The 23,621-nt window shown below is 40.7% G+C and carries 19 protein-coding genes, 2 rRNA genes and 1 riboswitch; all 21 genes read right to left on the reverse strand.

Annotated elements, in window-relative coordinates; translation table 11 throughout:
- Positions 1 to 54: 54 nt before the first annotated feature.
- Entirely contained in the window at positions 55 to 735 is a 681-nt protein-coding gene (locus MKY94_RS17230; RefSeq protein WP_342577491.1) for a heptaprenylglyceryl phosphate synthase, read from the reverse strand.
- A gap of 342 nt (positions 736 to 1,077) precedes the next feature.
- The gene (locus MKY94_RS17235) at positions 1,078 to 1,398 is read right to left on the reverse strand and encodes a YerC/YecD family TrpR-related protein (RefSeq protein WP_144541618.1); all 321 of its coding nucleotides are present in this window, start codon (positions 1,396 to 1,398) and stop codon (positions 1,078 to 1,080) included.
- Between the two features lie 25 nt (positions 1,399 to 1,423).
- A complete protein-coding gene (locus MKY94_RS17240) occupies positions 1,424 to 2,482 on the reverse strand; it encodes a DUF3048 domain-containing protein (protein ID WP_342577492.1) in 1,059 nt (352 codons plus the stop codon).
- A gap of 14 nt (positions 2,483 to 2,496) precedes the next feature.
- Positions 2,497 to 4,227, reverse strand: coding sequence for an adenine deaminase C-terminal domain-containing protein (locus MKY94_RS17245; protein ID WP_151112722.1), 1,731 nt, complete (start codon positions 4,225 to 4,227; stop codon positions 2,497 to 2,499).
- A 462-nt stretch (positions 4,228 to 4,689) separates the two neighbouring features.
- The gene (gene purD / locus MKY94_RS17250) at positions 4,690 to 5,949 is read right to left on the reverse strand and encodes a phosphoribosylamine--glycine ligase (protein ID WP_342577493.1); all 1,260 of its coding nucleotides are present in this window, start codon (positions 5,947 to 5,949) and stop codon (positions 4,690 to 4,692) included.
- A 17-nt stretch (positions 5,950 to 5,966) separates the two neighbouring features.
- Entirely contained in the window at positions 5,967 to 7,502 is a 1,536-nt protein-coding gene (gene purH / locus MKY94_RS17255) for a bifunctional phosphoribosylaminoimidazolecarboxamide formyltransferase/IMP cyclohydrolase (protein ID WP_342577494.1), read from the reverse strand.
- 266 nt (positions 7,503 to 7,768) lie between these two features.
- Positions 7,769 to 8,338, reverse strand: coding sequence for a phosphoribosylglycinamide formyltransferase (gene purN, locus MKY94_RS17260; protein ID WP_191697802.1), 570 nt, complete (start codon positions 8,336 to 8,338; stop codon positions 7,769 to 7,771).
- Complete coding sequence (purM, locus tag MKY94_RS17265; protein ID WP_340863751.1) at positions 8,338 to 9,393, reverse strand: phosphoribosylformylglycinamidine cyclo-ligase; 1,056 nt, start codon at positions 9,391 to 9,393, stop codon at positions 8,338 to 8,340. The genes purN and purM overlap by 1 nt, the downstream gene beginning before the upstream one ends.
- 11 nt (positions 9,394 to 9,404) lie before the next feature.
- Positions 9,405 to 10,826 (reverse strand): amidophosphoribosyltransferase, encoded by a 1,422-nt coding sequence (purF, locus tag MKY94_RS17270; protein ID WP_342577495.1) that lies wholly within the window; start codon positions 10,824 to 10,826, stop codon positions 9,405 to 9,407.
- On the reverse strand, positions 10,802 to 13,033 hold the full coding sequence (purL, locus tag MKY94_RS17275; RefSeq protein WP_151112712.1) for a phosphoribosylformylglycinamidine synthase subunit PurL: 2,232 nt from the start codon (positions 13,031 to 13,033) through the stop codon (positions 10,802 to 10,804). Before purL ends, purF begins: the two co-directional genes overlap by 25 nt.
- Complete coding sequence (gene purQ / locus MKY94_RS17280) at positions 13,017 to 13,703, reverse strand: phosphoribosylformylglycinamidine synthase subunit PurQ (RefSeq protein WP_151112710.1); 687 nt, start codon at positions 13,701 to 13,703, stop codon at positions 13,017 to 13,019. The genes purL and purQ overlap by 17 nt, the downstream gene beginning before the upstream one ends.
- Positions 13,700 to 13,954, reverse strand: coding sequence for a phosphoribosylformylglycinamidine synthase subunit PurS (gene purS / locus MKY94_RS17285; protein ID WP_144541598.1), 255 nt, complete (start codon positions 13,952 to 13,954; stop codon positions 13,700 to 13,702). The genes purQ and purS overlap by 4 nt, the downstream gene beginning before the upstream one ends.
- The gene (purC, locus tag MKY94_RS17290; RefSeq protein WP_342577496.1) at positions 13,951 to 14,667 is read right to left on the reverse strand and encodes a phosphoribosylaminoimidazolesuccinocarboxamide synthase; all 717 of its coding nucleotides are present in this window, start codon (positions 14,665 to 14,667) and stop codon (positions 13,951 to 13,953) included. The genes purS and purC overlap by 4 nt, the downstream gene beginning before the upstream one ends.
- Before the next feature lie 47 nt (positions 14,668 to 14,714).
- Positions 14,715 to 16,013, reverse strand: a complete 1,299-nt coding sequence (purB, locus tag MKY94_RS17295) for an adenylosuccinate lyase (RefSeq protein WP_154309950.1) — start codon at positions 16,011 to 16,013, stop codon at positions 14,715 to 14,717.
- Between the two features lie 15 nt (positions 16,014 to 16,028).
- Positions 16,029 to 17,150 carry a 5-(carboxyamino)imidazole ribonucleotide synthase gene (gene purK, locus MKY94_RS17300; RefSeq protein ID WP_191697805.1) on the reverse strand — a complete coding sequence of 374 codons (1,122 nt, stop codon included), beginning with the start codon at positions 17,148 to 17,150 and terminating at the stop codon, positions 16,029 to 16,031.
- Positions 17,147 to 17,635 carry a 5-(carboxyamino)imidazole ribonucleotide mutase gene (gene purE / locus MKY94_RS17305; protein ID WP_340863755.1) on the reverse strand — a complete coding sequence of 163 codons (489 nt, stop codon included), beginning with the start codon at positions 17,633 to 17,635 and terminating at the stop codon, positions 17,147 to 17,149. The genes purK and purE overlap by 4 nt, the downstream gene beginning before the upstream one ends.
- Positions 17,636 to 17,776: 141 nt before the next feature.
- Positions 17,777 to 17,877, reverse strand: a riboswitch (purine riboswitch).
- A 96-nt stretch (positions 17,878 to 17,973) separates the two neighbouring features.
- Complete coding sequence (locus MKY94_RS17310; protein WP_151112703.1) at positions 17,974 to 18,165, reverse strand: NETI motif-containing protein; 192 nt, start codon at positions 18,163 to 18,165, stop codon at positions 17,974 to 17,976.
- Positions 18,162 to 18,707 carry a DUF5698 domain-containing protein gene (locus MKY94_RS17315; protein ID WP_144541586.1) on the reverse strand — a complete coding sequence of 182 codons (546 nt, stop codon included), beginning with the start codon at positions 18,705 to 18,707 and terminating at the stop codon, positions 18,162 to 18,164. Before MKY94_RS17315 ends, MKY94_RS17310 begins: the two co-directional genes overlap by 4 nt.
- Positions 18,708 to 19,025: 318 nt before the next feature.
- The gene (locus tag MKY94_RS17320; RefSeq protein ID WP_340863757.1) at positions 19,026 to 20,030 is read right to left on the reverse strand and encodes a nuclease-related domain-containing protein; all 1,005 of its coding nucleotides are present in this window, start codon (positions 20,028 to 20,030) and stop codon (positions 19,026 to 19,028) included.
- A 361-nt stretch (positions 20,031 to 20,391) separates the two neighbouring features.
- Positions 20,392 to 20,507 (reverse strand): 5S ribosomal RNA (rrf, locus tag MKY94_RS17325).
- A gap of 176 nt (positions 20,508 to 20,683) precedes the next feature.
- A 23S ribosomal RNA gene (locus MKY94_RS17330) occupies positions 20,684 to 23,611 on the reverse strand.
- Positions 23,612 to 23,621: the final 10 nt, after the last annotated feature.

A 23,621-nucleotide genomic window follows, 5' to 3' on the forward strand; every position in this document is an offset into this window, starting at 1 on the left:
TACAAGAACATTTGTTCCTTATATTATACCTTTGGCTTTGCATTTACTCAATTATCATTTAACAGCATTCACAGTTTTTAATGCTTCGTTTAAATTATCATATACTTGGTTTCCGACAATAATGGTATCTGCATAGGCTGCCATTTCACGAGCCTGTGCCTCTGTTTTAATGCCCCCGCCATAAAAAAGCTGAGTCTGTTTCAAGCCTGATTTTACCTTTGCCACGGTCTGAACTTCTCCATACATACCACTGTATTCCATGTAGAAAATAGGGAATTTAAACATATGCTCCACCATTTGTGCATAGGCAATTATATCATCGATTGAATTGACTGGCTCTGCATGTGTCAGCTCTGCAGCCTTACAATCAGGATTTAAAATACAATAACCTTCTGGGATTATTTCTTCCCAATTCATAACCTCACCAAATTCCTTTGTTGCCTTATGATGCAGATCCTTCACCCATTTGGTGTCAGTGCTATTTAGAACACTAGGAATAAAATAAAAGTCAAACCCAGGTGTAATGCTGTCAATTGTAGAAACTTCCAATGCCACAGGAACTGCGTATCTCCGAATTCTCATTAAAAGATCTATCACATTATCTAAGGTCACCCCATCAGAGCCCCCAATAATAATAGCATCGGTTCCCGACTCACAAACCTTCTCCAACGCATCAGCAGCAATTTCTTTGGCAGGGTCTAGCTTAAATATATGTCGCCATTCTTTATAATCCATTTTTTCACCTACATATAATTGTTTATTAACATTAACCCATTATAACAAAAAACCGAACAGACATCGCTGTTCAGCCCATAATGATTCTAAATTTGTAATAAATAATATCTAATTGGTCCCTTCAATATTTTTCTAATAATTACGCAGCATATAGGTGTTAGCTTTAAATCGTTTTTTTACACTCACTTAGATCCCCACATAAACAAAACTAGCTGTCACAAAAGGATGCCGGTTAACTATTATAAAGTTAAAAAGCTAAAGGCAAGAATGACTGTTTTACCAGCATTCTTGCCTTTTCATATTAAATAGCAATAAAGGCTTATGTACGTTTCCTTTTCACTACTACTCTTTTCTATTTATGACAGGTGCTTCGTCTGGATAGAGTCTGCCTAACATTTCATCGTATGCATCGTTTCCATAATCATATGCACGTCTCACTCGTGAAATAGTAGCTGTGCTTGCTCCAGTTTCTTTTTTTATAGATTCATAAGTTTTTTTGAGGCGAAGCAAATGTGCTACTTCAAATCGTTGAGCAAGTGACTGAATCTCGCTAATTGTGCATAGATCATCAAAGAAGCGATAGCACTCATCTATATCCTTCAATTCTAAAATAGCATTAAATAATTGGTCTGTTTGTTTACCTTTAATTTTATCAATCTGCATATAGTTCATTCCTTTCATCGTTTACTTATGGCAAATACTTTACCATGCTTTCTATCCCTGGATTAGTAGGAACAATGCTAATCCAAGTTTTGCCTTGCACCAGCTTGACCGGTACGCCATTTTCCACCGGAACTAATATTCCGTCTACGTTTTTCCACTCTATTTCCTTCATAATACCAGCTTGGAAAAGATATGCTTTTCCTCCATCAGCTAAGGATAGCTTCTGACGACCAGCATTATCAATGGTTTTATGTGGTATTTCCATAAATATTAGATTAGCAAGCTTCACTGGAGTCTGCTTTTCTTTGTCAATTGTCAAAATACCTGCAGATTTTCTTTCGTAAATACCTTGCTCTTGCACATAATTATATTCATTCTCAAAGCTTGTTCCAGAACCATAACGAACGCTAACATTAGAAGCTGGGCTGCCTAGTTTTGCTCCTTCAGCTGTTTCATAAAATGAAAAAGTAGGAATTTTATTTATTTCCATAGAAGCTCCTACTCGATCTGCTCCTGCAAAAATATTTTCACTAGAAATATAGGAATTATGGGGTGCCTTTCTTTCACTAGAACGCTTAAAGAATATCCCATCATATTGCATACCATTTATATTATCTACTACTCTTGCATTTAACATTTTTTGAGCATCAGGACTATAGCCGTGAGCTACGTAGAAAGCATCTAATCCTTTAGCTATCTCCACAAAGTAATCTCTCGCACTTCGAACTGGTCCTATATTATCAGGGACCTCACTTTGGAAAACAGCCAAAAAACGGGTTACATTCCCTTCTGCCATCACTTCATAAATCATGTCCGCCTGAGAAATTCCGGATTGTGGGCGAGCTTGCGGATGATTATTAATCGTTACCATGACAGGTCTTTGTTTAAGCTCCACTTCAGAGCCTATACCTGTAAAAGGAGCAACAAACGGAAGAGGAACTGGCTCCTCTTCTATCACTTCCTCTACAACATCTTCTATGTCTTCTCCTGTGTCTTCAGCGACAGCTTCTTCAATGCCAGCATCTTTTGAACAACCTGCTAGCAACAAGCAAACAACAGCAATGATTCCCCATTTTTTGAACACTTTCTCGAATCCTCCTACCTCATAACTGCTGGAAATAGTACTTTTTTCTTCATTACATCGAATATCCCTTTTTGTGTTATCCGGACATAAGGTAAATGAGTGGACTGTAAAAACAGCAGTGTATATATAGCATCCCCATGCTTAAAGCCTCTAGCAGCTAGTTCTTTTTTTAGTTCTACCTCTTCTTCTATAAGTGCTTCCATCGGTTTATCAGAGAGTCCTCCTCCTATTGGAAGACTAATAGAACAAACAACTTGTTCATTCTCTACAATGACAATTCCGCCATTCATCTTCTTTATTTCGTTAAAGGCTTGAAGCATGCTTTCCTTATTCTTTCCAACTAACAATATATCCCCCGTGTTGGAATAAGAGGAAGCAAAGCCCATAAGCTTATTCGCAAATCCCTTTATCAAGGTTGATACCTTCCATTTACCATTTCTGTCTATAAGCAACAGGAAGCTTTCATCATGGTTTGTAGATAACTCATTGTCAGTAGTATCTACGCTTACAGAATAAGGCTTTGTAATAACATCATTTACCATCTCTATTCCAAACGGCATAGAGAATTGAAAGTCACTATCAGTAAGATCAAAGTCAAGTTTAAATGGCGGCATTCCTGACCAATTAACTGGATCTAATGCTCTTACTTTTTCACTATTCTTCCTTAACCAAACACCCTTTGACAAAACACTTATTGGCACTGGGTTTTGCTCGTCCTCTAGGAAGTTGAGTGTGGCAAAGCGACCACTAGCAATTACACCATGTAAATTCGATAAGTTATAATATTTTGCTACATTGAAGGAAGCCATTAAATAAGCGTCTATCGGGTCAACTCCAGCATCTAAAGCAACTTGAATACATTTATCCATTACACCGTCCGTATGGAAGGAGGGTGTAGAACCGTCTGTAGTCATCATTAAATGGTCAAAAATGTGAAGATCTTTTTCTAAAATGTCCTTCAAGAGATTTGGCAGATCAGGACGAATAGAAGAATGCCTTAAAGTTACAGCATAGCCATGAAGAATTCTTCTTTCAACCTCTTCAATCGTCATCGATTCATGATCTCCATCTGCTCCTAGTAAACGCATTCTGGCAAGCGTCTTTTCTGAGGCTCCTGGAAAATGACCTTCAATTTTCATTCCATTTGTTTTTGCCTGCTGGAGCCAATAAAGCATTTGGTCATCACCAGATAATAATCTTGGCCAACCTGTCAGCTCTCCTCCCATAATAACATCTGGACGATTAATCCATTCTCCCACTGTTTTAGAGGTGAATAGTTGCTCTTCATTTTCTAATTCTGTTTGAGAATCAAATCGAGACCACCAGTAAAAAGAGAAAGGCAACTTTTTAAGCTCGTCCATAATTGAAAACGCTTTCTTATTTTCCAACATTAGGAAAAGGATTAAATTATCTGAAATAAACGCTGTTGTCCCCAACTGTGCAGCAAAATCTGCAAACGTTTGTGGATTATATAATTGAAAAGGGTGAACATGAGGTTCTATATAGCCTGGTACAATTTTTTGTCCAGCAGCATCGTATACTTCTGTCTGATTCGTAATAAGCGGCATATCAGTACCTGAATAAACAATTCGATCTTTTACAATCCAAATATTTCCGTTAATCCATTTTTTAAGATGACTATGTAAGTAGGTAGCATTGGTTATTAATATGTCTGGTGCTTTCGTTCCGTTCACCACTTCTATTTGATGCCTTATATGCTCGATTTTCCATATTGGATAATGCATGATTCCTTCTCCTTCCTGTAAGTCTTTTATTTAAATAATAGTAGCACAGTACTTTAGTAAAGCAAAGCACTGAAATGTATTTTTTGTAAATTCTGATACATGAATAGGTCTATTGTCATTACTAATTAATCAACCAATTTAAAGGTATATTCCCTTATATTTTATGAAGATGTTTATATCACACTTTAAAATTTACTTCACGAATAAAAGTACTCGATACTATATAATAGTTTTATTTGAAAAAAATATGATAAGAAAAGTGCAAGCGTCTAAGCCTTCAACAAATTGCGGTTGATTTCAGCTTTAGACGTACGCTTACCGCGAGGGAGCAATAAGCCATCTGTCTCCCTGCTCCCGCTGGAGTCGACGTCTGTCGCTTCAATTAAAAAGTTTTGTAAAAAGAAATATGCTTCCTATCTTAAAAAAGAATGTCCGTAATGTTACCGGACATTCTTTTCGTGGTCATTTAAATGTACGCCAGCCAATATCAGTTCGATAGAATAAGTCATTCCATTCTAGACTAGAAAGACCTTCGTATACTTTATCTTGCGCAGCTTTTAATGAGGTCTCTTTTGCTGCTACTAAAATTACGCGACCCCCATTTGAAACAAAGTCTTCATCCTGTTTCTTCGTGCCTGCATGAAAAATATGCAAGCCTTTTTCAGATAAAGAATCTAAGTTAGGTAGTTTTGCACCTTTGATTGGATTTTCTGGGTAACCATCCGCAGCAATCACTACACCTAGCATAGCTTCATCAGACCAAAACAAATCAAATGGCTTTTCATCCATCAATGATTTCATGAACTGCCCAAAGTCACTTTTCATTCTAGGGAGAACTACTTGGGTTTCTGGATCACCAAAACGGGCATTGAATTCAATGACTTTTGGTCCTTCCTTAGTAAGGATTAAACCAGCATATAATATACCTGTGAATGACGTGCCTTCAGCCGTCATTGCTTGAACTGTTGGCACCACGATAGTTTCGTAAGCAGTATCCACCACTGCCTGAGAAATTTGTGGAACTGGGGAATACGCCCCCATACCTCCAGTGTTCGGACCTTTATCGCCATCGAAAGCACGTTTATGGTCTTGAGCAATAACCATTGGATAAATAGTCCCTTTGTGAACAAAGGACATAAATGAAAATTCTTCTCCATCTAAAAATTCTTCTATTACAACACGCGAAGAAGATTCTCCAAACAATTGGTTACCAATCATGTCTTCTACTGCAGAATTTGCCTCTTCAACCGTCATGGCAACTACAACACCTTTGCCAGCAGCAAGTCCATCCGCTTTTATAACAATTGGAGCCCCAAGCCTTTCAATATATTCCTTTGCTTTGTCTACCTCTGTAAAGGTTTCATAAGCAGCAGTCGGAATACCATATTTGTCCATTAATTCTTTAGCAAAGGTTTTACTTCCTTCAATTTGTGCAGCAGCCTTCGTTGGTCCAAAAATGCGTAAGCCTTGTTCCTCAAAGAAATCTACAATTCCTTCTGCAAGGGGTTGCTCTGGTCCGACAAACGTCAAATCTATTTCATTATCCTTTGCAAACTTGGCTAATTCTTTAAATGCAAGGGCCTCTATTGGAACGATTTGAGCTTCCTTTGCCATTCCGGCATTTCCAGGTGCTACAAACACTTTTTCCACAGACGGAGATAAATGAAACTGCTTAGCAATTGCATGCTCTCTCCCTCCGCTACCAATAACAAGAATATTCATGAATGGGGAAGCCTCCTTTAGTGTTTAAAATGACGTACACCTGTAAATACCATAGCAATTCCATATTCATTTGCTTTATCGATGGAATCTTGGTCCTTTACAGATCCTCCAGTTTGGATAATTGCTGTAATTCCAGCTTTTGCAGCAGTCTCCACCGTATCATTCATAGGGAAGAAAGCATCTGATGCAAGGCTTGCTCCTTTTGCAAGGCCTCCTGCTTGTTCAAGTGCAATTTTTGCAGATCCCACACGATTCATTTGACCTGCACCTACACCGACTGTCATGTCCTTAGTCGCTACCACGATTGCGTTAGATTTCACATGCTTCACAACGTTCCAACCTAATGACATCGATTTCCATTCTTCCTCTGTTGGTTCACGGTCCGTAACAACCTTTATATTTGCATCTTTTAATCCAAATGTATCAGGAGATTGTATTAATAATCCGCCCTCCACCGATACAGTATTCCATTTGTCTTTTTTAGTTTGTTCATAAGAAATGGTCAATAGGCGAATATTTTTCTTTGCTGTAAGCATTGCAATAGCTTCCTCAGAAAAGGACGGAGCTATAATAATTTCTAAGAAAATTCCTGCCAATGTTTTAGCGGTAGCTGAATCCACTTCACGGTTTAAAGCTACAATCCCTCCGAAAATAGAGGTAGAATCTGCTTCGTAGGCTTTTTGGAATGCCTCAGAGATTGATTTTCCTGTACCTACTCCACATGGATTCATATGCTTCACCGCTACAGCAGCTGGCAATTCAAACTCTTTAACAATTTGGATAGCAGCATTGGCATCTTGGATATTATTATAGGAAAGCTCCTTTCCATGTAATTGCTTAGCCGATGCAATTGAGAAATCTGAGCCAAGTGGTCGTTTATAGAAAGCAGCCTGTTGATGAGGATTTTCTCCGTAACGCAACGCTTGTTTACGCTCATATGTAAGGGTTAATAGCTCTGGGAAATCTTCCCCCGCAAGATTTGTCATATAATCTGCGATTAAGGCGTCATATGCAGCAGTATGACGGAACACTTTAGCAGCAAGTCTACGACGTGTTTCAATAGTAGTTTCTCCGTTTTCTTTTAGCTGGCTTAATACTTCATCATAGTCCGCGGCATCGGTAACCACTGTTACGTATTGATGATTCTTTGCTGCAGAACGGAGCATAGATGGTCCACCAATATCGATGTTTTCAATCGCATCCTCAAATGCTACGTCAGGCTTTGATATTGTTTCTCGGAAAGGATAAAGATTTACACAAACGATTTGAATCGGTGTGATTTTATGTTCCTCCAACTGAGCTTGGTGAGAAGGATCATCATGTTTCGCTAATAATCCACCGTGAATCATAGGATTTAATGTTTTTACTCGACCATCCAAAATCTCTGGAAAGTTTGTCACTTGGTCAACAGAAGTAATGGCAACACCATTTTGTTCTAAAAATGATTTAGTACCACCAGTTGATAAAATTTCGTAACCAAGCTGTTCCAGCTCTTTTGCAAACTCAAGAATTCCTGATTTATCTGATACACTGATTAATGCACGTTTTGACACAATAATTCCTCCTAATTTATCGAAAAATCAATATTACTCATTAATAAGAAAAGTGCAGCCTATGTCCGCACCTACTTATTAGCGTGCGGAAAAATCACAAACGACGCGTTAGCGACGGGGATGGCTTATCGCTCACCCCGCGGAAAGCGTCAGACTAGAGCAGAAATCAACATACTTTATTTTATGACATACTTTTTTGAAAGTACGAGCTTATACTACCTTGTCAATGTGAATATTCGTTACAGGCATTGTCTTATCTTCTTCCATTAACTCCATAGCTGTTGTAAGGTCTTCACGTATAATTCATGCTCCACTGCATGGATTCTTTCCTCTGTCTTCTCTCGATCCTCCGCTACAACCTCTACTGCATATTGAGATAGTATTGGTCCGGTATCCATACCTGCATCTACCAAATGTACTGTAACTCCAGTAACCTTTACTCCATGCTTCAATGCTTGACCAATAGCATCCTTTCCAGGAAATGCTGGGAGTAAGGATGGATGAATATTAACAATACGATTTGGAAATGCATCCAACAATATATTGCCAACTAATCTCATATATCCAGCAAGCACTAGCCATTCGACCTGCAGTTCTTGTAGCTTTTTTAAAATCTCCTGCTCATAGGCGTCTTTTGTAGAATAGCTAGTCGGCTTTAAAACAAGTGTTTCTACTCCTACTGCCTCTGCACGTTTTACAACGTAAGCGTCTTGTTTATTAGTTACAACTAATACGGGTTCACCTATTAACCTACCTGTCCGTACAGCATCATAGATTGCTTGAAAATTAGAGCCGCTTCCAGAAGCAAAGACGGCAAATCTTGGTCCTGTATTCATTACACTAAGCTCCCGTCATGTGTTCCGTTGAATAGAACACCTTCACCTTTCACCACACGACCGATTGTATATGCCTTTTCTCCATGAGACTCAGCTATAGCAATCGCCTTCTCTGCCTCTTCTTGAGACAATGCTAGTACAAAACCAATTCCCATATTAAATACATTGTAAAGATCCTTATCCGTGAGCTGACCTTTTTCCTTTAAAAATTGGAATATCGGAAGCACTTCCCATGAGCCAAGATCAATTTCCACCGCTAAAGCCTCTGGCATCATACGTGGAAGGTTTTCATAGAACCCTCCGCCAGTTACATGTGCCATTCCGTGAATGTTTAAATTTTGATGCATCTCCATTACTGGTTTCGCGTAGATCTTAGTAGGAGTTAATAGAGCCTTGCCTATTTTTCCAAGCTCTTCGAAGCCTCCTACTACTGTATCCGTCTCGTATCCTTGTTCTTCAAATACTATTTTACGCACAAGGGAATATCCATTAGAGTGAACTCCACTAGAGGCAATACCGACTAAAACGTCCCCTTCAGATATCTTTTCACCCGAAACAATTTTAGACTTTTCACATGCTCCAACAGCAAATCCCGCTAAATCATATTCGTCTTCTTCATATAACCCTGGCATTTCTGCTGTTTCTCCACCGATTAAAGCCGCTCCTGACTGAACACAGCCATCTGCAACGCCCTTCACAATTTGTTCGATGCGAGCTGGCACTGCCTTACCTACTGCCACATAATCTAAGAAAAATAAAGGCTCTGCACCCTGAGCGACAATATCATTTACACACATAGCCACACAATCAATCCCGATTGTGTCATGAGTGTCAGTCATAAAGGCAAGCTTGAGCTTCGTCCCAACTCCATCTGTTCCAGAGATTAAAACTGGTTCCTTATAATTCAAGGAAGATAAGTCAAACATTCCCCCAAAGCCACCAAATGTACCCATGATTCCTTTTCTAGCTGTGCGTTCGACATGTGATTTCATGCGCTCAACTGCTTCATAGCCAGCTTCAATATTTACACCAGCTTTTTCATATGCTTTTGACATTTATAATCCTCCTATCGAACAAGCTCTTTTTCATGTGGTAATTTCGTGTCTGGGAATATATCCGTTGGGTATTCTCCTGTGAAACAGGCTAAGCAATGACCACAATTCTTTTCTCCCTCGGGTCTCCCAATAGCTTTTACCATTCCCTCAACCGATAAGAAGGAAAGGGAATCCGCACCAATTAGGACTCTCATTTCTTCGATAGTATTATTTGCTGCAATCAGCTCCGAGTCGGAACTAATATCTATTCCATAAAAGCATGGATTTTTTAAAGGAGGAGAGCTAATTACTACATGAACCTCTGTTGCTCCGGCTTCTTTTAACATATTCACAATTCTTTTAGACGTTGTTCCCCGAACGATTGAATCATCTACCATTACCACTCGCTTACCTTTAACTACTTGACGCACTGGTGATAGCTTCATCTTCACTCCACGCTCACGCAAATCCTGCGAAGGCTGTATAAATGTTCTGCCTACATATCGGTTTTTTATAAGTCCTAATTCATAAGGAATTCCTGTAGCCTCTGAAAATCCAATTGCAGCAGAGATACTTGAATCCGGAACGCCTGTTACTACGTCAGCAGCGATGAAGATCTCTTTTGCAAGCTGTTTTCCTAATCGTTTTCTTGCTGAGTGAATGTTAATACCATCTATATCTGAATCTGGACGAGAAAAATATACATATTCCATTGTACAAATAGCACGATCTCTCTTCTCCATATATCGTTCAGAACGGCAGCCATTATCATTAATGATTAATAGCTCTCCTGGTTCAATCGAGCGAACTAATTCTGCACCTATTAAATCAAAGGCACTCGTCTCAGAAGCAACCACCCAAGCATTATCTAGCATCCCTAAAGAAAGAGGACGCATACCTTGTGGGTCCTGTGCGACTAGCATTCCATCCTCAGTTAAAATGATGAAAGCAAATGCTCCTTCTAATAGTCGAAGAGATTGCTTTGCACGTTCTTCAAATGAAGGAAGTCTACTTTTTTTAAGTAAATGTGCTAGCACCTCTGTATCCGAAGTTGTTTGGAAGATGCTCCCTTGCTGCTCTAAATTACGCTTTAAACGAGTGGCATTTACGATGTTACCATTGTGAGCAATTGCCAGGCTGCCAGTAGTAGAATTAAATAGTAACGGTTGTACGTTCTCTATACCTGATCCCCCTGCAGTTGCGTAGCGGACATGGGCAATTGCTGAATGACCTTCAAGCTGCTCCAACTTCCCATTGTTAAACACATCGTTTACAAGACCTTCACCTTTAACAGCTCGCAATGACTTACCATCTGTTACTACGATTCCAGCACCCTCCTGTCCCCGGTGCTGCAATGCATGTAAACCGTAATAGCTCATAGCTGCTGGGTTTGAGTGTCCCCAAATTCCAAACACTCCGCATTCTTCATTTAAGCCTCTGAGTTCAGTAAGCATGGTATTGCTCCTTTCCAAGCGGAACGGAATTCCTCAACAGAACCGTTTATCCAAGTAGTTCCGTTTTCTTGAGAGATTACTAGATTGTTTGTATCAGTTACCTGTCCAATTTTCACCGCATCTTGTACTAGTGCTTCAAACTGACTAGCATTTTCAGATTTAACAGTCACAATGAAACGAGACTGTGTTTCACTGAATAGGGTTGTTATTGCCGAACCTTGAACCGTCACTTCAATTCCAAGCCCTTTAGCATCGAACGTTTTTTCAGCTAGGGCTACTGCAAATCCACCTTCTGCAATATCGTGTGCAGACTGTACTAAGCCAGCTTTAATCGCTGATAGTAAAGCCGTTTGACGAGCTGCCTCTACATCTAAATCGATAGAAGGTGCTTGACCAAAAATACGTCCTTCTACTAATTTTTGTAGCTCAGATCCACCAAATTCAGTTTTAGTGTCACCAATCAAATAAACTAGATCCCCCGCTTGTTTAACGGATTGAGTCGTTACATGAGCCAAATCCTCCACTAATCCTACAAGACCAATCGTAGGTGTCGGATAAACTGCTGTTCCACTTCTTTCATTATAAAGGGACACGTTTCCTCCAATTACCGGTGATTCTAATGCGATACATGCGGCTGAAATTCCTTCAGCAGACTGATCTAGCTGCCAGAATATTTCTGGATTTTCCGGGTTACCAAAATTCAAGCAATCTGTAATTGCAAGCGGCTTAGCACCAGAACACACTACATTACGTGCTGCCTCTGCCACAGCGATCTTACCTCCAGCAACTGGATCTAAGTAAATATAGCGGGAGTTGCAATCTGTCGTCATAGCAAGACCTTTATTTGTTCCTCGAACGCGTACAACTGCTGCATCAGAACCAGGTGTTACTACTGTGCTAGTACGGACCTGGTAATCGTATTGATCGTATACCCATTCCTTTGAAGCAATCGTTGGCTGTTGGAGAAGATTTAAAAGAGTTTCTTTATAGTCTGTTACTAGTGGTTCTTTGTTTTCCATTGCTTGAAAATCTGTGAAATAAGCAGGAACAGCTGATGTCTTATAATAAACAGGTGCTTCCTCCGCTAATGCATCTGCAGGAACCTCTGCCACTACTTCCCCTTTATGCAATAGACGAAGCATTTTATCGTTCGTCACCTTACCAACTGCTACACAGTCTAGACCGTATTTTTCAAAAATCTCTACAATTTCCTCTTCACGGCCTTTTTTTACAACAATCAGCATTCGTTCCTGTGATTCAGATAGCATCATTTCATAGGCAGTCATACCTGTCTCACGTTGTGGAACAAAGTCTAAATTCATCTCTACTCCGTAACCAGCTTTGGAAGCCATTTCTGCTGAAGAAGAAGTTAATCCTGCTGCTCCCATATCTTGAATTCCGATAATAGCGTCAGATTTAATAACCTCTAAGCAAGCTTCAAGCAAAAGTTTCTCCATAAATGGGTCTCCTACTTGAACTGCAGGGCGTTTTTCTTCAGAAGTTTCCGTCAATTCTTCGGAAGCGAATGTTGCTCCGTGAATTCCGTCACGTCCTGTTTTTGCTCCTGCGTACATCACCGTGTTACCTTCACCAGCCGCAATACCTTTTTGAATATCCTCATGATTGATTAAGCCTACACACATAGCATTTACTAATGGGTTACCCTCATAGCAGTCATCAAACTGAATTTCTCCTCCAACAGTTGGGATACCTATACAGTTACCATAACCAGCAATACCTGCCACTACTTCTTCAAACAAATACTTTACGCGTGGTGTTTTTAGTTCTCCAAAGCGCAATGAATTTAACATTGCAATTGGACGAGCGCCCATAGAGAATACATCTCGGATAATTCCTCCTACCCCAGTTGCAGCTCCTTGATAAGGTTCGATTGCAGAGGGATGGTTATGAGATTCCATTTTAAATACTACTGCCTGACCATCACCAATATCGACTATCCCTGCGCCTTCACCAGGACCTTGCAAAACTTGTGGTCCCTTAGTAGGGAATTTGCGTAAAACTGGCTTAGAATTTTTATAAGAGCAATGCTCTGACCACATAACCGAGAACAAACCAGTCTCTGTATAGTTTGGTAGTCTACCTAGAATGTTTTCTACCATAGCAAATTCTTCATCGGACATTCCCATTTGAGCATATAGCTTCTGTTCTTTAATTTGCTCCGGATTTGGTTCAAGCATGACTGACATGAGATTCCCTCCACTGTTTCAAAATAGATTTGAATAACGCTAATCCATCATTTCCACCCATAATTTCGTTTACAGCACGCTCTGGGTGTGGCATCATCCCAAGAACATTTCCTCTTTCATTTACAATACCTGCGATATCTTCAATACTTCCGTTCGGATTTTCTGAAGCATAGGTGAAAACAATTTGGTTGTTTTCCTTTAAAGACGTTAGTGTTAGCTCATCACAATAATAATTTCCTTCCCCATGGGCAATAGGGATTTGAATAACTTCATTCTTCTCATATGAAGAGGTAAATTGAGTTTCATTGTTCACTACCTTTAAGTCAACTGTTCGGCACATAAATTTCAAGTCTTTATTGCGCAATAGTGCACCAGGCAAAAGGCCAGCCTCTGTCAGTACTTGGAAACCATTACATACGCCTAGTACAGGCTTACCAGCTTCAGCAGCCTTCACTACTTCTGACATAATATTCGAGAAGCGAGAAATAGCACCACAACGTAAGTAGTCACCATAAGAGAATCCGCCTGGCAATAAAATAGCGTCAAATCCGCTTAAATCCTTCTCATCATGCCAAACATATTCTACTTCTTCTCCAAGCTCGTCTTTAATCGCATGGTACATATCTAAATCACAGTTCGATCCTGGAAATACGATTACCGCGAACTTCATTTGCTTACAGCCTCCTCAACCTCATAACGATAGTCTTCGATTACTGTATTAGTTAAAAGCTTTTGACACATCTCTCTTACAACTGTATCTACATCACGTGTTCCTTCTTCAATTTGTAGCTCCAGATATTTACCGATTCGAACGTCAGTTACTTCGTTATAGTCCATAGAGTGTAGAGCACCCATTACTGCACTCCCCTGTGGATCTAAAACACTTTCACGAAGTGTCACATATACTTTAACTTTTTTCATTTTGATAGTCCTCCTAGACGGGAAAGTATAATTTCATAAACCTCTGTTAAGCTTCCTAAATTGCGTCTGAACACGTCTTTATCTAATTTTTTGTTTGTTTCTTTATCCCATAGTCTACAAGTATCAGGAGAGATTTCATCAGCAAGCAAAATAGCGCTGTCAGTTGTTTTACCAAACTCTAATTTGAAATCTACTAAAGTAACACCAATATCAGAGAATATTGGGCGAAGCACCTGGTTAACTTCGAGCGCCATTGTTTGAAGCGTATCTATTTCTACTGGTGAAGCAATTTCTAATAATTCCAAATGTGCATTCGTTAAGAGTGGATCCCCAAGGTCATCATCCTTGAAATAAAACTCAACGATTGGTTTTTTTAAAGGAGTGCCCTCTGCCATCCCGAGTCTTTTTGAAAGACTACCAGCGGCTATATTTCTAACGACAACCTCAAGTGGAATAATTTCCACCTTCTTTACAAGCTGCTCATTTTCAGAGATTTGCTCGATAAAGTGAGACTCAATACCATACTTTTTTAGCTGTTCGAAAAGTATGGTAGTAATTTTGTTATTTAATATTCCCTTACCACCAATTTCTGCTTTCTTTTCTCCATTAAATGCAGTGGCACTATCCTTATATGCAACATAGAGAACGTCTTCGTTCTCTGTTGCATATAATCTTTTTGCTTTACCTTCGTATAATAGATCGCCTTTTATCACGGTAATTTCCTCCATTATTCAGATATGCCTTAATGTTTTCGTTAACTCTATTCGTTTAAGCCTAAGCGGTCAAAAATCATATCGACGTGCTGAATGTGGTAATTGTAGTCAAAACAATCATCCAACTCTTCTTTTGTTAATAATGAAGTAATCTTTTCATCTGCATCCACAAAGTTACGGAAAGCTGTTTGAGATTCCCAAGCCTTCATTGCTAGTGGCTGTACTGTATCATAAGCAGTTTCGCGAGCCAGCCCTTTGTCAATAAGCGCAAGTAAAACACGTTGCGAGTAAATCAGCCCTAAAGTAGAATCCATATTTCGTTTCATATTTTCAGGGAACACAGTAAGATTTTTCACGATGTTACTAAAACGATTTAACATATAGTTCAGTGCAATTGTTGCATCCGGTAAAATTACACGCTCAGCAGAAGAGTGAGAGATGTCTCTTTCATGCCATAAGGCTACATTTTCATAGGCAGTCATCATATATCCACGAATGAGACGTGCCATCCCAACCATATTTTCTGATCCTATCGGGTTACGTTTATGAGGCATTGCCGATGAACCCTTTTGCCCTTTTGAGAAAAACTCTTCGACTTCACGAGTTTCTGACTTTTGAAGACCACGAATCTCTGTTGCAAATTTCTCGATAGAAGTTGCTACTAATGCAATTACGCTTAAGTATTGAGCATGACGATCACGTTGTAATGTTTGAGTTGAAATTGGTGATGCTGCTAATCCTAGCTTTTCACATACATACTGTTCAACAAATGGATCGATGTTTGCATAAGTACCAACTGCTCCTGACATTTTTCCTGTTTCAATTACAGTAGCCGCAGCCTCAAAGCGCTCAAGATTACGCTTCATTTCTTCTGTCCATAGAGCTAGTTTTAAACCGAAGGTAGTCGGCTCTGCATGAACACCATGTGTACGACCCATCATTACCGTATATTTGTGCTCTTTAGCCTTGTTTTCTAATATCTCAATAAAATTTTGAATGTCTTTACGTAAAATGCCGTTAGCTTGTTTGATCACATAAGAAAGAGCGGTGTCTACTACATCCGTAGATGTCAGTCCGTAATGCACCCATTTACGCTCTTCCCCCAAAGTTTCGGATACTGCACGAGTAAATGCTACTACGTCATGTCTTGTTTCTTGCTCAATCTCTAAAATACGATCTACAGAAAAGGATGCATTTTTACGAAGAAGTGCGACATCCTCCTTTGGTATATCACCAATCTCTGCCCATGCCTCACAAGCTAGTATTTCTACCTCTAACCACGCATTGTATTTATTTTCTTCTGTCCAAATCGCTCCCATTTCAGGGCGTGTGTAGCGTTCTATCATTTCTTTTCCTCCAAATTAAGACCAAATTTTTGATTGTTCAATTTCTGTCAGTGTTTCCTCGATATTGTCCGAAAGGATAGTAACATGTCCCATCTTCCTATTTTCCTTTGCCTCACTTTTACCATACAAGTGCAGCGACCAGTTTGGATACTTGCTTAGCGAGTTTGTTACAGGGATAACATGCTGTCCTAGTACATTAACCATAATTGCGTTCGTCCATAGCTTTGGTTGTCGTAATGGCCAACCACAAACAGCTCTTACATGCTGATGAAATTGAGAGACATTACAAGCTTCTATAGAATAGTGACCGGAGTTATGGGGTCTAGGTGCTAACTCGTTAATCAGTAATTTATCGTCCTCTAGCACAAACATTTCAACAGCAAGCGTCCCTATTAAATTCAAATGGTTCGCAATTGTTTCAGCAGCTTCCACCGCTTTGTCCGATAGAGATGTACTAATTCTTGCTGGAACAATGGTTTCGTGTAGAATATGGTTCACATGAATATTTTCCCCGATTGGCAAGCAATAGGTTTCACCATTTCCATTTCTTTGAACGATTACAGAGATTTCTTTATTGAATGGTACAAACGCCTCTGCAATACACGCCGAGTGTTCAAAAAGAGGCTTAGCTAGTTTTAAAGCATCCTTACTTTTGACAATTTGCTGTCCCTTACCATCATACCCTCCTCGCGTAGTTTTCACCACGCAAGGGTAACCAATGTTGTCAATGTTGGACACTAGCTCATCATAGTTTTGTACCTCTATAAATTTTGCCACCGGAACTCCAGCTGCTCTTATAGATTTCTTTTCTAAAATACGGTCCTGCGTAATTCTTACCAAATCTGCCCCCTGAGGAACATAGGCAATTTCTGCAAGACGTTTTAGACCTTCATAATCTATATTTTCAAACTCATATGTTATAACTTCACTTACATCGGCTAATTCTTCTAATGCAGCCTCATCATTATATGGCGCCACAATTCGAATATCTGCAATCTGACCACAAGGAGAGTCCATCGTTGGCTCGAGTACCGCTACTTTAAACCCTGCCTCTTTGGCTGCAAGGGCCATCATTCTACCAAGCTGTCCCCCACCAATAATTCCTATTGTTTGTCCTGGATAGATTGTCTTCGTCATCGTAGCTCACCATTACTTTCTAAGACGCTATTTTTCGTTGCTTCTCTTCGATTCTCTAATCTACTAGTAATTTCTGCATCTTGAATGGAAAGAATTTGTGCCGCTAGTAGCCCTGCATTTGTAGCTCCTGCCTTTCCTATAGCTACCGTTGCTACTGGAACTCCTCCAGGCATTTGAACAATTGATAACAAGGAATCTAATCCATTCAATGCCTTAGATTGGACTGGCACCCCGATGACCGGAAGAGTTGTTTTTGCAGCTACCATTCCAGGTAAATGTGCTGCTCCGCCAGCTCCAGCAATAATAACTTGTATACCTCGATCTCTTGCCTGCTCCGCATATTCAAACATAAGATCAGGGGTACGATGTGCAGAAACTACTTGTTTTTCATATGGAATGTGTAACTCATCTAAGATTTCACAGCAATGCTTCATTGTTTCCCAATCACTAGAACTACCCATAATTACACCAATTTTTGCGTCCATTATTTTCGTCCCTTCCTTTTTAAACAAAAAATTCCTCAAATAAACTGTCTTCTTTTAGAAGAAAAGCAGTTTACTTGAGGAACATAGAAAATGGGTTTGTTATTTGCATATGCATATAAGAACTCACCCTTTTAGTAGTTTCCAAAAGTCGCTTTCCCTCATAGTCCTGTCATTTACGGTGACTTGGTAGAGACGCTAAAGCCAATTCTTTAGCATATATGGGGATAAAATCGTTCTATTACTATTAATATTCTAACAAGTCTAGATAGTAACGTCAACGGTTAAAAGCGAACAATTAATTTTCAGAAAACTATAATGTTCGGTTTTTAGTACTTATTTCAAGATTCTTTATCTTTTATTCCTTTTAATTGAATCATTTGTCTTATAGGGGTAGGAACTCCGTCTATCTCTGCAAATAAAGGCTCTTCTCTCCTACCGACCACCTGAAAGCCTTGCTTTGCCATCTTTTCCATACAAGCAGAGATGCTTTCGTTTTCCTCCACTTCAAACCATTTGGTTTCTTGCTTCATCTAAATAACTTCCCTTTCCGAACCGTTTTGACCCAGAAGCCCCCATGAATAGTTTTGGGCTCATAAGCAATGATAAATATTTTCGGGTCGATTTCCTTTAACCGATTATACAGCTTAACTTCGTATTTTCTCGGAGTTAATATTTGCAATGCTTGTCTGTGACCTTCCAGACCATTTGCAGTCCAATCTGTAACACCATACCCCTCTTCCCTCAAAATAGAGGATAAGTGGTTAACGTCACTTTCAGTAGAAATAGCATTGACCATAATATATCCTAAAGACATTTTTTCCTCAAGTTTAGAACCAACGATAATCCCTGTACCAAAACCAAGCGCATAAGCAATTAAATTCTGGATTGCATCCAAGTTATCTAACACCAGTCCTAAACCTACTATATAAACGGTTACTTCTATTATACTCATAAACGCTGCAACATAACGATAGCCTTTCAGTGTTAGAATCATTCTTGTTGTTGATAAGGTAACATAAACAATGTTAATCGCAAAGATAATCAAAACCATAGTAAATGCATTTTCTAACATTCTTTCAACTCCTCTAATTTAATACTTTCCCATTGGTTGAAGATGTATTAATATATACCCTTTATGGTTAGACCTAATCGGAAAATTGAAGAATTGTAGTTGTTCTTAAGAATGTGTGGGTGAAAATATCCATAATGACAGAGGAATGAATGAAGTATGAGGAAAATACATGTTTTTGGAATGCTTGATGGAAATTTTGAATGTTGTGACTGAAATGAAGCTTGAATTGGGGTCTATTTTGGGATGGATTTTGGATTTATGACCGTTCGTGGAGATTTATGACCGGATAGCTTGGTTTTATGACCGGATAGGCTGACTTTATGACCGCATAGAATTTTTTATGACCGGATAAATTATTTTATGACCGTTCAGCATTTTTCTACTCATTTTATATTTTGCACCTTTTCCTTCACCAATAGTTTTCAACTTCATGCTCTGCAATAACCTAGTCGCTGTCTGACTCTTTTCTATCTTTAAGAAACTTCGACAATCACTGTTTGTCATTTCTTCACCAACTAACATAAACCATTCTTTAATAGCTAAAATATGCGCATCCTTGTGCTGATTAAGACAATGTGGACATTTCCATGTTCGTATAACACGCCGCATGCCTATCTTGTTACATACCTTACATCTCACACCTTTGATCAAGTCATTAGAATCTATCCCCCATGCTTTACACATTGGATAAGGATAATAATCTTTATGAGCCTTAAGAATACTCTTACTTAACTCTTCCAATTGATTGGTTGATAGAAATGCAGCCTTTCTTGACTGATTCCATATAAAATTCGGAATACTACTTGGATACATAATGCATGCATTCTCTGGAGGCTTTATAATTTCAGACTTTGTAGAGCTTAACACGATGGCCCCAACTAGAGGTATTTGTATACCTCGATTCTCTAGCCATCTATGTAGCATGTTCAAATTTCTTTCCAATTGAACCTCTGGACTCTCAAAAATATCAACATGACCGCTCTCCAGTTTTCTTCTTAAACAAAATGGCTCTCTTTCAAAGCTTAGTTCACCAATAATGTTTTTCGACTCAAGCATTAATATATAATGTCGAGAAATGAATAAGGCATCTATTTGAAACTTACCATCCGCACTAAGATTCAAATCAAACATGATATTATATTCAAAGGGAAAAGCATATTTATTAAATATACCTTCTATAATTGCCTCTCCATTAATACCTGCTTTTACAGACATTACTTTGGAATGTATTAATGCTTTCATAGGATGATCATTCCCTAATCGCTCATATAGAGCCTGTAAACCAATGTAATTATAATTTATAGAGCCACTTTTATTAATCAAAACTCCCCTCCTTTTCTGCATAATAGCATAAATAGAGATATTGTAAATTTCTCTTTTTCAACAACAATTTCACTTTGAATAAATATATAACTTCATTATTCTAAAATATACTATATTTCCTTTTAATTATTTTATTTTTAATCTTTCCTGTCATATCTAGTTTCTATTTCCCGGGAAATGTCATTTCGAGGAAAAGACCTTTAATTTTTTCGACATTATAAAAGGACATTCCTTATTAATTATGTTCAACAGTAAAAAGAACTGCTATGTTAATGGAGTGGTTAGTGCCTTCGGTACTTAAAAATTCTTTGTAGAACAAAAAAAGCCGCCACCGATTACTCGGTGACGACTTCCTATAGTTGCCCAGCGACGTCCTACTCTTGCAGGGGGAGACCCCCAACTACCATCGGCGCTGAAGAGCTTAACTTCCGTGTTCGGTATGGGAACGGGTGTGACCTCTTCGCCATCATCACTAGACTTGTCGGCTTCCAATCCACTGCGCATTGCGTTGTCAACTTCGCTCGTTCAGTCAGTCACGTACGTAAGTACGCTCCTTCCTTCGCTCACTCGTTTCCTAGCACTGCTTGTGTTTTGAAACCCTCTTGAGTTGTTCACTCAAAACTGGATAAAAGACATCAGTTGAAACAAACAATTTGGTTAAGTCCTCGATCGATTAGTATTCGTCAGCTGCACGTGTCGCCACGCTTCCACCCCGAACCTATCTACCTCATCGTCTTTGAGGGATCTTACTTACTTGCGTAATGGGAAATCTCATCTTGAGGGGGGCTTCGTGCTTAGATGCTTTCAGCACTTATCCCGTCCACACATAGCTACCCAGCGATGCCCTTGGCAGAACAACTGGTACACCAGCGGTGTGTCCATCCCGGTCCTCTCGTACTAAGGACAGCTCCTCTCAAATTTCCTACGCCCACGACGGATAGGGACCGAACTGTCTCACGACGTTCTGAACCCAGCTCGCGTACCGCTTTAATGGGCGAACAGCCCAACCCTTGGGACCGACTACAGCCCCAGGATGCGATGAGCCGACATCGAGGTGCCAAACCTCCCCGTCGATGTGGACTCTTGGGGGAGATAAGCCTGTTATCCCCGGGGTAGCTTTTATCCGTTGAGCGATGGCCCTTCCATGCGGAACCACCGGATCACTAAGCCCGTCTTTCGACCCTGCTCGACTTGTAGGTCTCGCAGTCAAGCTCCCTTCTGCCTTTACACTCTTCGAATGATTTCCAACCATTCTGAGGGAACCTTTGGGCGCCTCCGTTACACTTTAGGAGGCGACCGCCCCAGTCAAACTGCCCGCCTGACACTGTCTCCTACCCGGGTTACGGGTATGGGTTAGAATTTCAATACAACCAGGGTAGTATCCCACCGACGCCTCCTCCGAAGCTGGCGCTCCGGGCTCTAAGGCTCCTACCTATCCTGTACAAGTTGCACCAAAATTCAATATCAAGCTACAGTAAAGCTCCACGGGGTCTTTCCGTCCTGTCGCGGGTAACCTGCATCTTCACAGGTACTATAATTTCACCGAGTCTCTCGTTGAGACAGTGCCCAGATCGTTACGCCTTTCGTGCGGGTCGGAACTTACCCGACAAGGAATTTCGCTACCTTAGGACCGTTATAGTTACGGCCGCCGTTTACTGGGGCTTCAATTCGCACCTTCGCTTGCGCTAAGCACTCCTCTTAACCTTCCAGCACCGGGCAGGCGTCAGCCCCTATACTTCACCTTACGGTTTTGCAGAGACCTGTGTTTTTGCTAAACAGTCGCCTGGGCCTATTCACTGCGGCTCTTCTAGGCTATACACCCAAAAGAGCACCCCTTCTCCCGAAGTTACGGGGTCATTTTGCCGAGTTCCTTAACGAGAGTTCTCTCGCTCACCTTAGGATTCTCTCCTCGACTACCTGTGTCGGTTTGCGGTACGGGCACCTCCCACCTCGTTAGAGGCTTTTCTTGGCAGTGTGAAATCAGGAACTTCGGACTAAGTCCTCGCCATCACAGCTCAATGTTACAGAGTGCGGATTTGCCTACACTCACACCTCACTGCTTGGACGTGCATAACCAACAGCACGCTTACCCTATCCTACTGCGTCCCCCCATCACTCAAACGGTGGGGTGGTGGTACAGGAATATCAACCTGTTGTCCATCGTCTACGCCTATCGGCCTCGACTTAGGTCCCGACTAACCCTGAGCGGACGAGCCTTCCTCAGGAAACCTTAGTCATACGGTGGATGGGATTCTCACCCATCTTTCGCTACTCATACCGGCATTCTCACTTCTAAGCGCTCCACCAGTCCTTCCGGTCTGACTTCAACGCCCTTAGAACGCTCTCCTACCACTGATACCAAAGGTATCAATCCACAGCTTCGGTGATTTGTTTAGCCCCGATACATTTTCGGCGCAGCGTCACTCGACCAGTGAGCTATTACGCACTCTTTAAATGATGGCTGCTTCTAAGCCAACATCCTGGTTGTCTAAGCAACGCCACATCCTTTTCCACTTAACAAATACTTTGGGACCTTAGCTGGTGGTCTGGGCTGTTTCCCTCTTGACTACGGATCTTATCACTCGCAGTCTGACTCCCAAACATAAATCATTGGCATTCGGAGTTTGTCTGAATTCGGTAACCCGGGATGGGCCCCTAGTCCAAACAGTGCTCTACCTCCAAGATTCTAACGTTTGAGGCTAGCCCTAAAGCTATTTCGGAGAGAACCAGCTATCTCCAGGTTCGATTGGAATTTCTCCGCTACCCACACCTCATCCCCGCACTTTTCAACGTGCGTGGGTTCGGACCTCCAGTAAGTGTTACCTTACCTTCATCCTGGACATGGGTAGATCACCTGGTTTCGGGTCTACGACCACATACTCATTCGCCCTATTCAGACTCGCTTTCGCTGCGGCTCCGTCTTCTCAACTTAACCTCGCATGTAATCGTAACTCGCCGGTTCATTCTACAAAAGGCACGCCATCACCCGTTAACGGGCTTTGACTATTTGTAGGCACACGGTTTCAGGGTCTATTTCACTCCCCTTCCGGGGTGCTTTTCACCTTTCCCTCACGGTACTGGTTCACTATCGGTCACTAGGTAGTATTTAGCCTTGGGAGATGGTCCTCCCGGATTCCGACGGAATTTCACGTGTTCCGCCGTACTCAGGATACACTCTGGAGGGAATGAATTTTGGACTACGGGGCTTTTACCCTATCCTGCGGACCTTTCCAGGTCGCTTCATCTAACTCATTCTTTTGTAACTCCGTATAGAGTGTCCTACAACCCCAAGAGGCAAGCCTCTTGGTTTGGGCTCTTCCCGTTTCGCTCGCCGCTACTCAGGGAATCGAATTTTCTTTCTCTTCCTCCAGGTACTTAGATGTTTCAGTTCCCTGGGTGTGTCTCAGATGCGCTATGTATTCACGCAAATGTACTGCCCCATTACGGGCAGTGGGTTTCCCCATTCGGAAATCTCCGGATCGAAGCTCACTTACAGCTCCCCGAAGCATATCGGTGTTAGTGCCGTCCTTCGTCGACTCCTAGTGCCAAGGCATCCACCGTGCGCCCTTATTAACTTAACCTAAAAGTTAA

It is taken from the genome of Psychrobacillus sp. FSL K6-2843 (genome assembly GCF_038626375.1).
Classification (GTDB): Bacteria; Bacillota; Bacilli; order Bacillales_A; family Planococcaceae; genus Psychrobacillus; species Psychrobacillus faecigallinarum.

What these genes read in the sequence shown, in the direction of transcription:
- MKY94_RS17230 (WP_342577491.1), bottom strand. Translation starts at nt 735, where the DNA reads ATGGATTATAAAGAATGGCGACATATATTTAAGCTAGACCCTGCCAAA.
- MKY94_RS17235 (WP_144541618.1), bottom strand. Translation starts at nt 1,398, where the DNA reads ATGCAGATTGATAAAATTAAAGGTAAACAAACAGACCAATTATTTAAT.
- MKY94_RS17245 (WP_151112722.1), bottom strand. Translation starts at nt 4,227, where the DNA reads ATGCATTATCCAATATGGAAAATCGAGCATATAAGGCATCAAATAGAA.
- purD (WP_342577493.1), bottom strand. Translation starts at nt 5,949, where the DNA reads ATGAATATTCTTGTTATTGGTAGCGGAGGGAGAGAGCATGCAATTGCT.
- purN (WP_191697802.1), bottom strand. Translation starts at nt 8,338, where the DNA reads ATGAATACAGGACCAAGATTTGCCGTCTTTGCTTCTGGAAGCGGCTCT.
- purM (WP_340863751.1), bottom strand. Translation starts at nt 9,393, where the DNA reads ATGTCAAAAGCATATGAAAAAGCTGGTGTAAATATTGAAGCTGGCTAT.
- purF (WP_342577495.1), bottom strand. Translation starts at nt 10,826, where the DNA reads ATGCTTACTGAACTCAGAGGCTTAAATGAAGAATGCGGAGTGTTTGGA.
- purL (WP_151112712.1), bottom strand. Translation starts at nt 13,033, where the DNA reads ATGTCAGTCATGCTTGAACCAAATCCGGAGCAAATTAAAGAACAGAAG.
- purQ (WP_151112710.1), bottom strand. Translation starts at nt 13,703, where the DNA reads ATGAAGTTCGCGGTAATCGTATTTCCAGGATCGAACTGTGATTTAGAT.
- purS (WP_144541598.1), bottom strand. Translation starts at nt 13,954, where the DNA reads ATGAAAAAAGTTAAAGTATATGTGACACTTCGTGAAAGTGTTTTAGAT.
- purB (WP_154309950.1), bottom strand. Translation starts at nt 16,013, where the DNA reads ATGATAGAACGCTACACACGCCCTGAAATGGGAGCGATTTGGACAGAA.
- purK (WP_191697805.1), bottom strand. Translation starts at nt 17,150, where the DNA reads ATGACGAAGACAATCTATCCAGGACAAACAATAGGAATTATTGGTGGG.
- purE (WP_340863755.1), bottom strand. Translation starts at nt 17,635, where the DNA reads ATGGACGCAAAAATTGGTGTAATTATGGGTAGTTCTAGTGATTGGGAA.
- MKY94_RS17310 (WP_151112703.1), bottom strand. Translation starts at nt 18,165, where the DNA reads ATGAAGCAAGAAACCAAATGGTTTGAAGTGGAGGAAAACGAAAGCATC.
- MKY94_RS17315 (WP_144541586.1), bottom strand. Translation starts at nt 18,707, where the DNA reads ATGTTAGAAAATGCATTTACTATGGTTTTGATTATCTTTGCGATTAAC.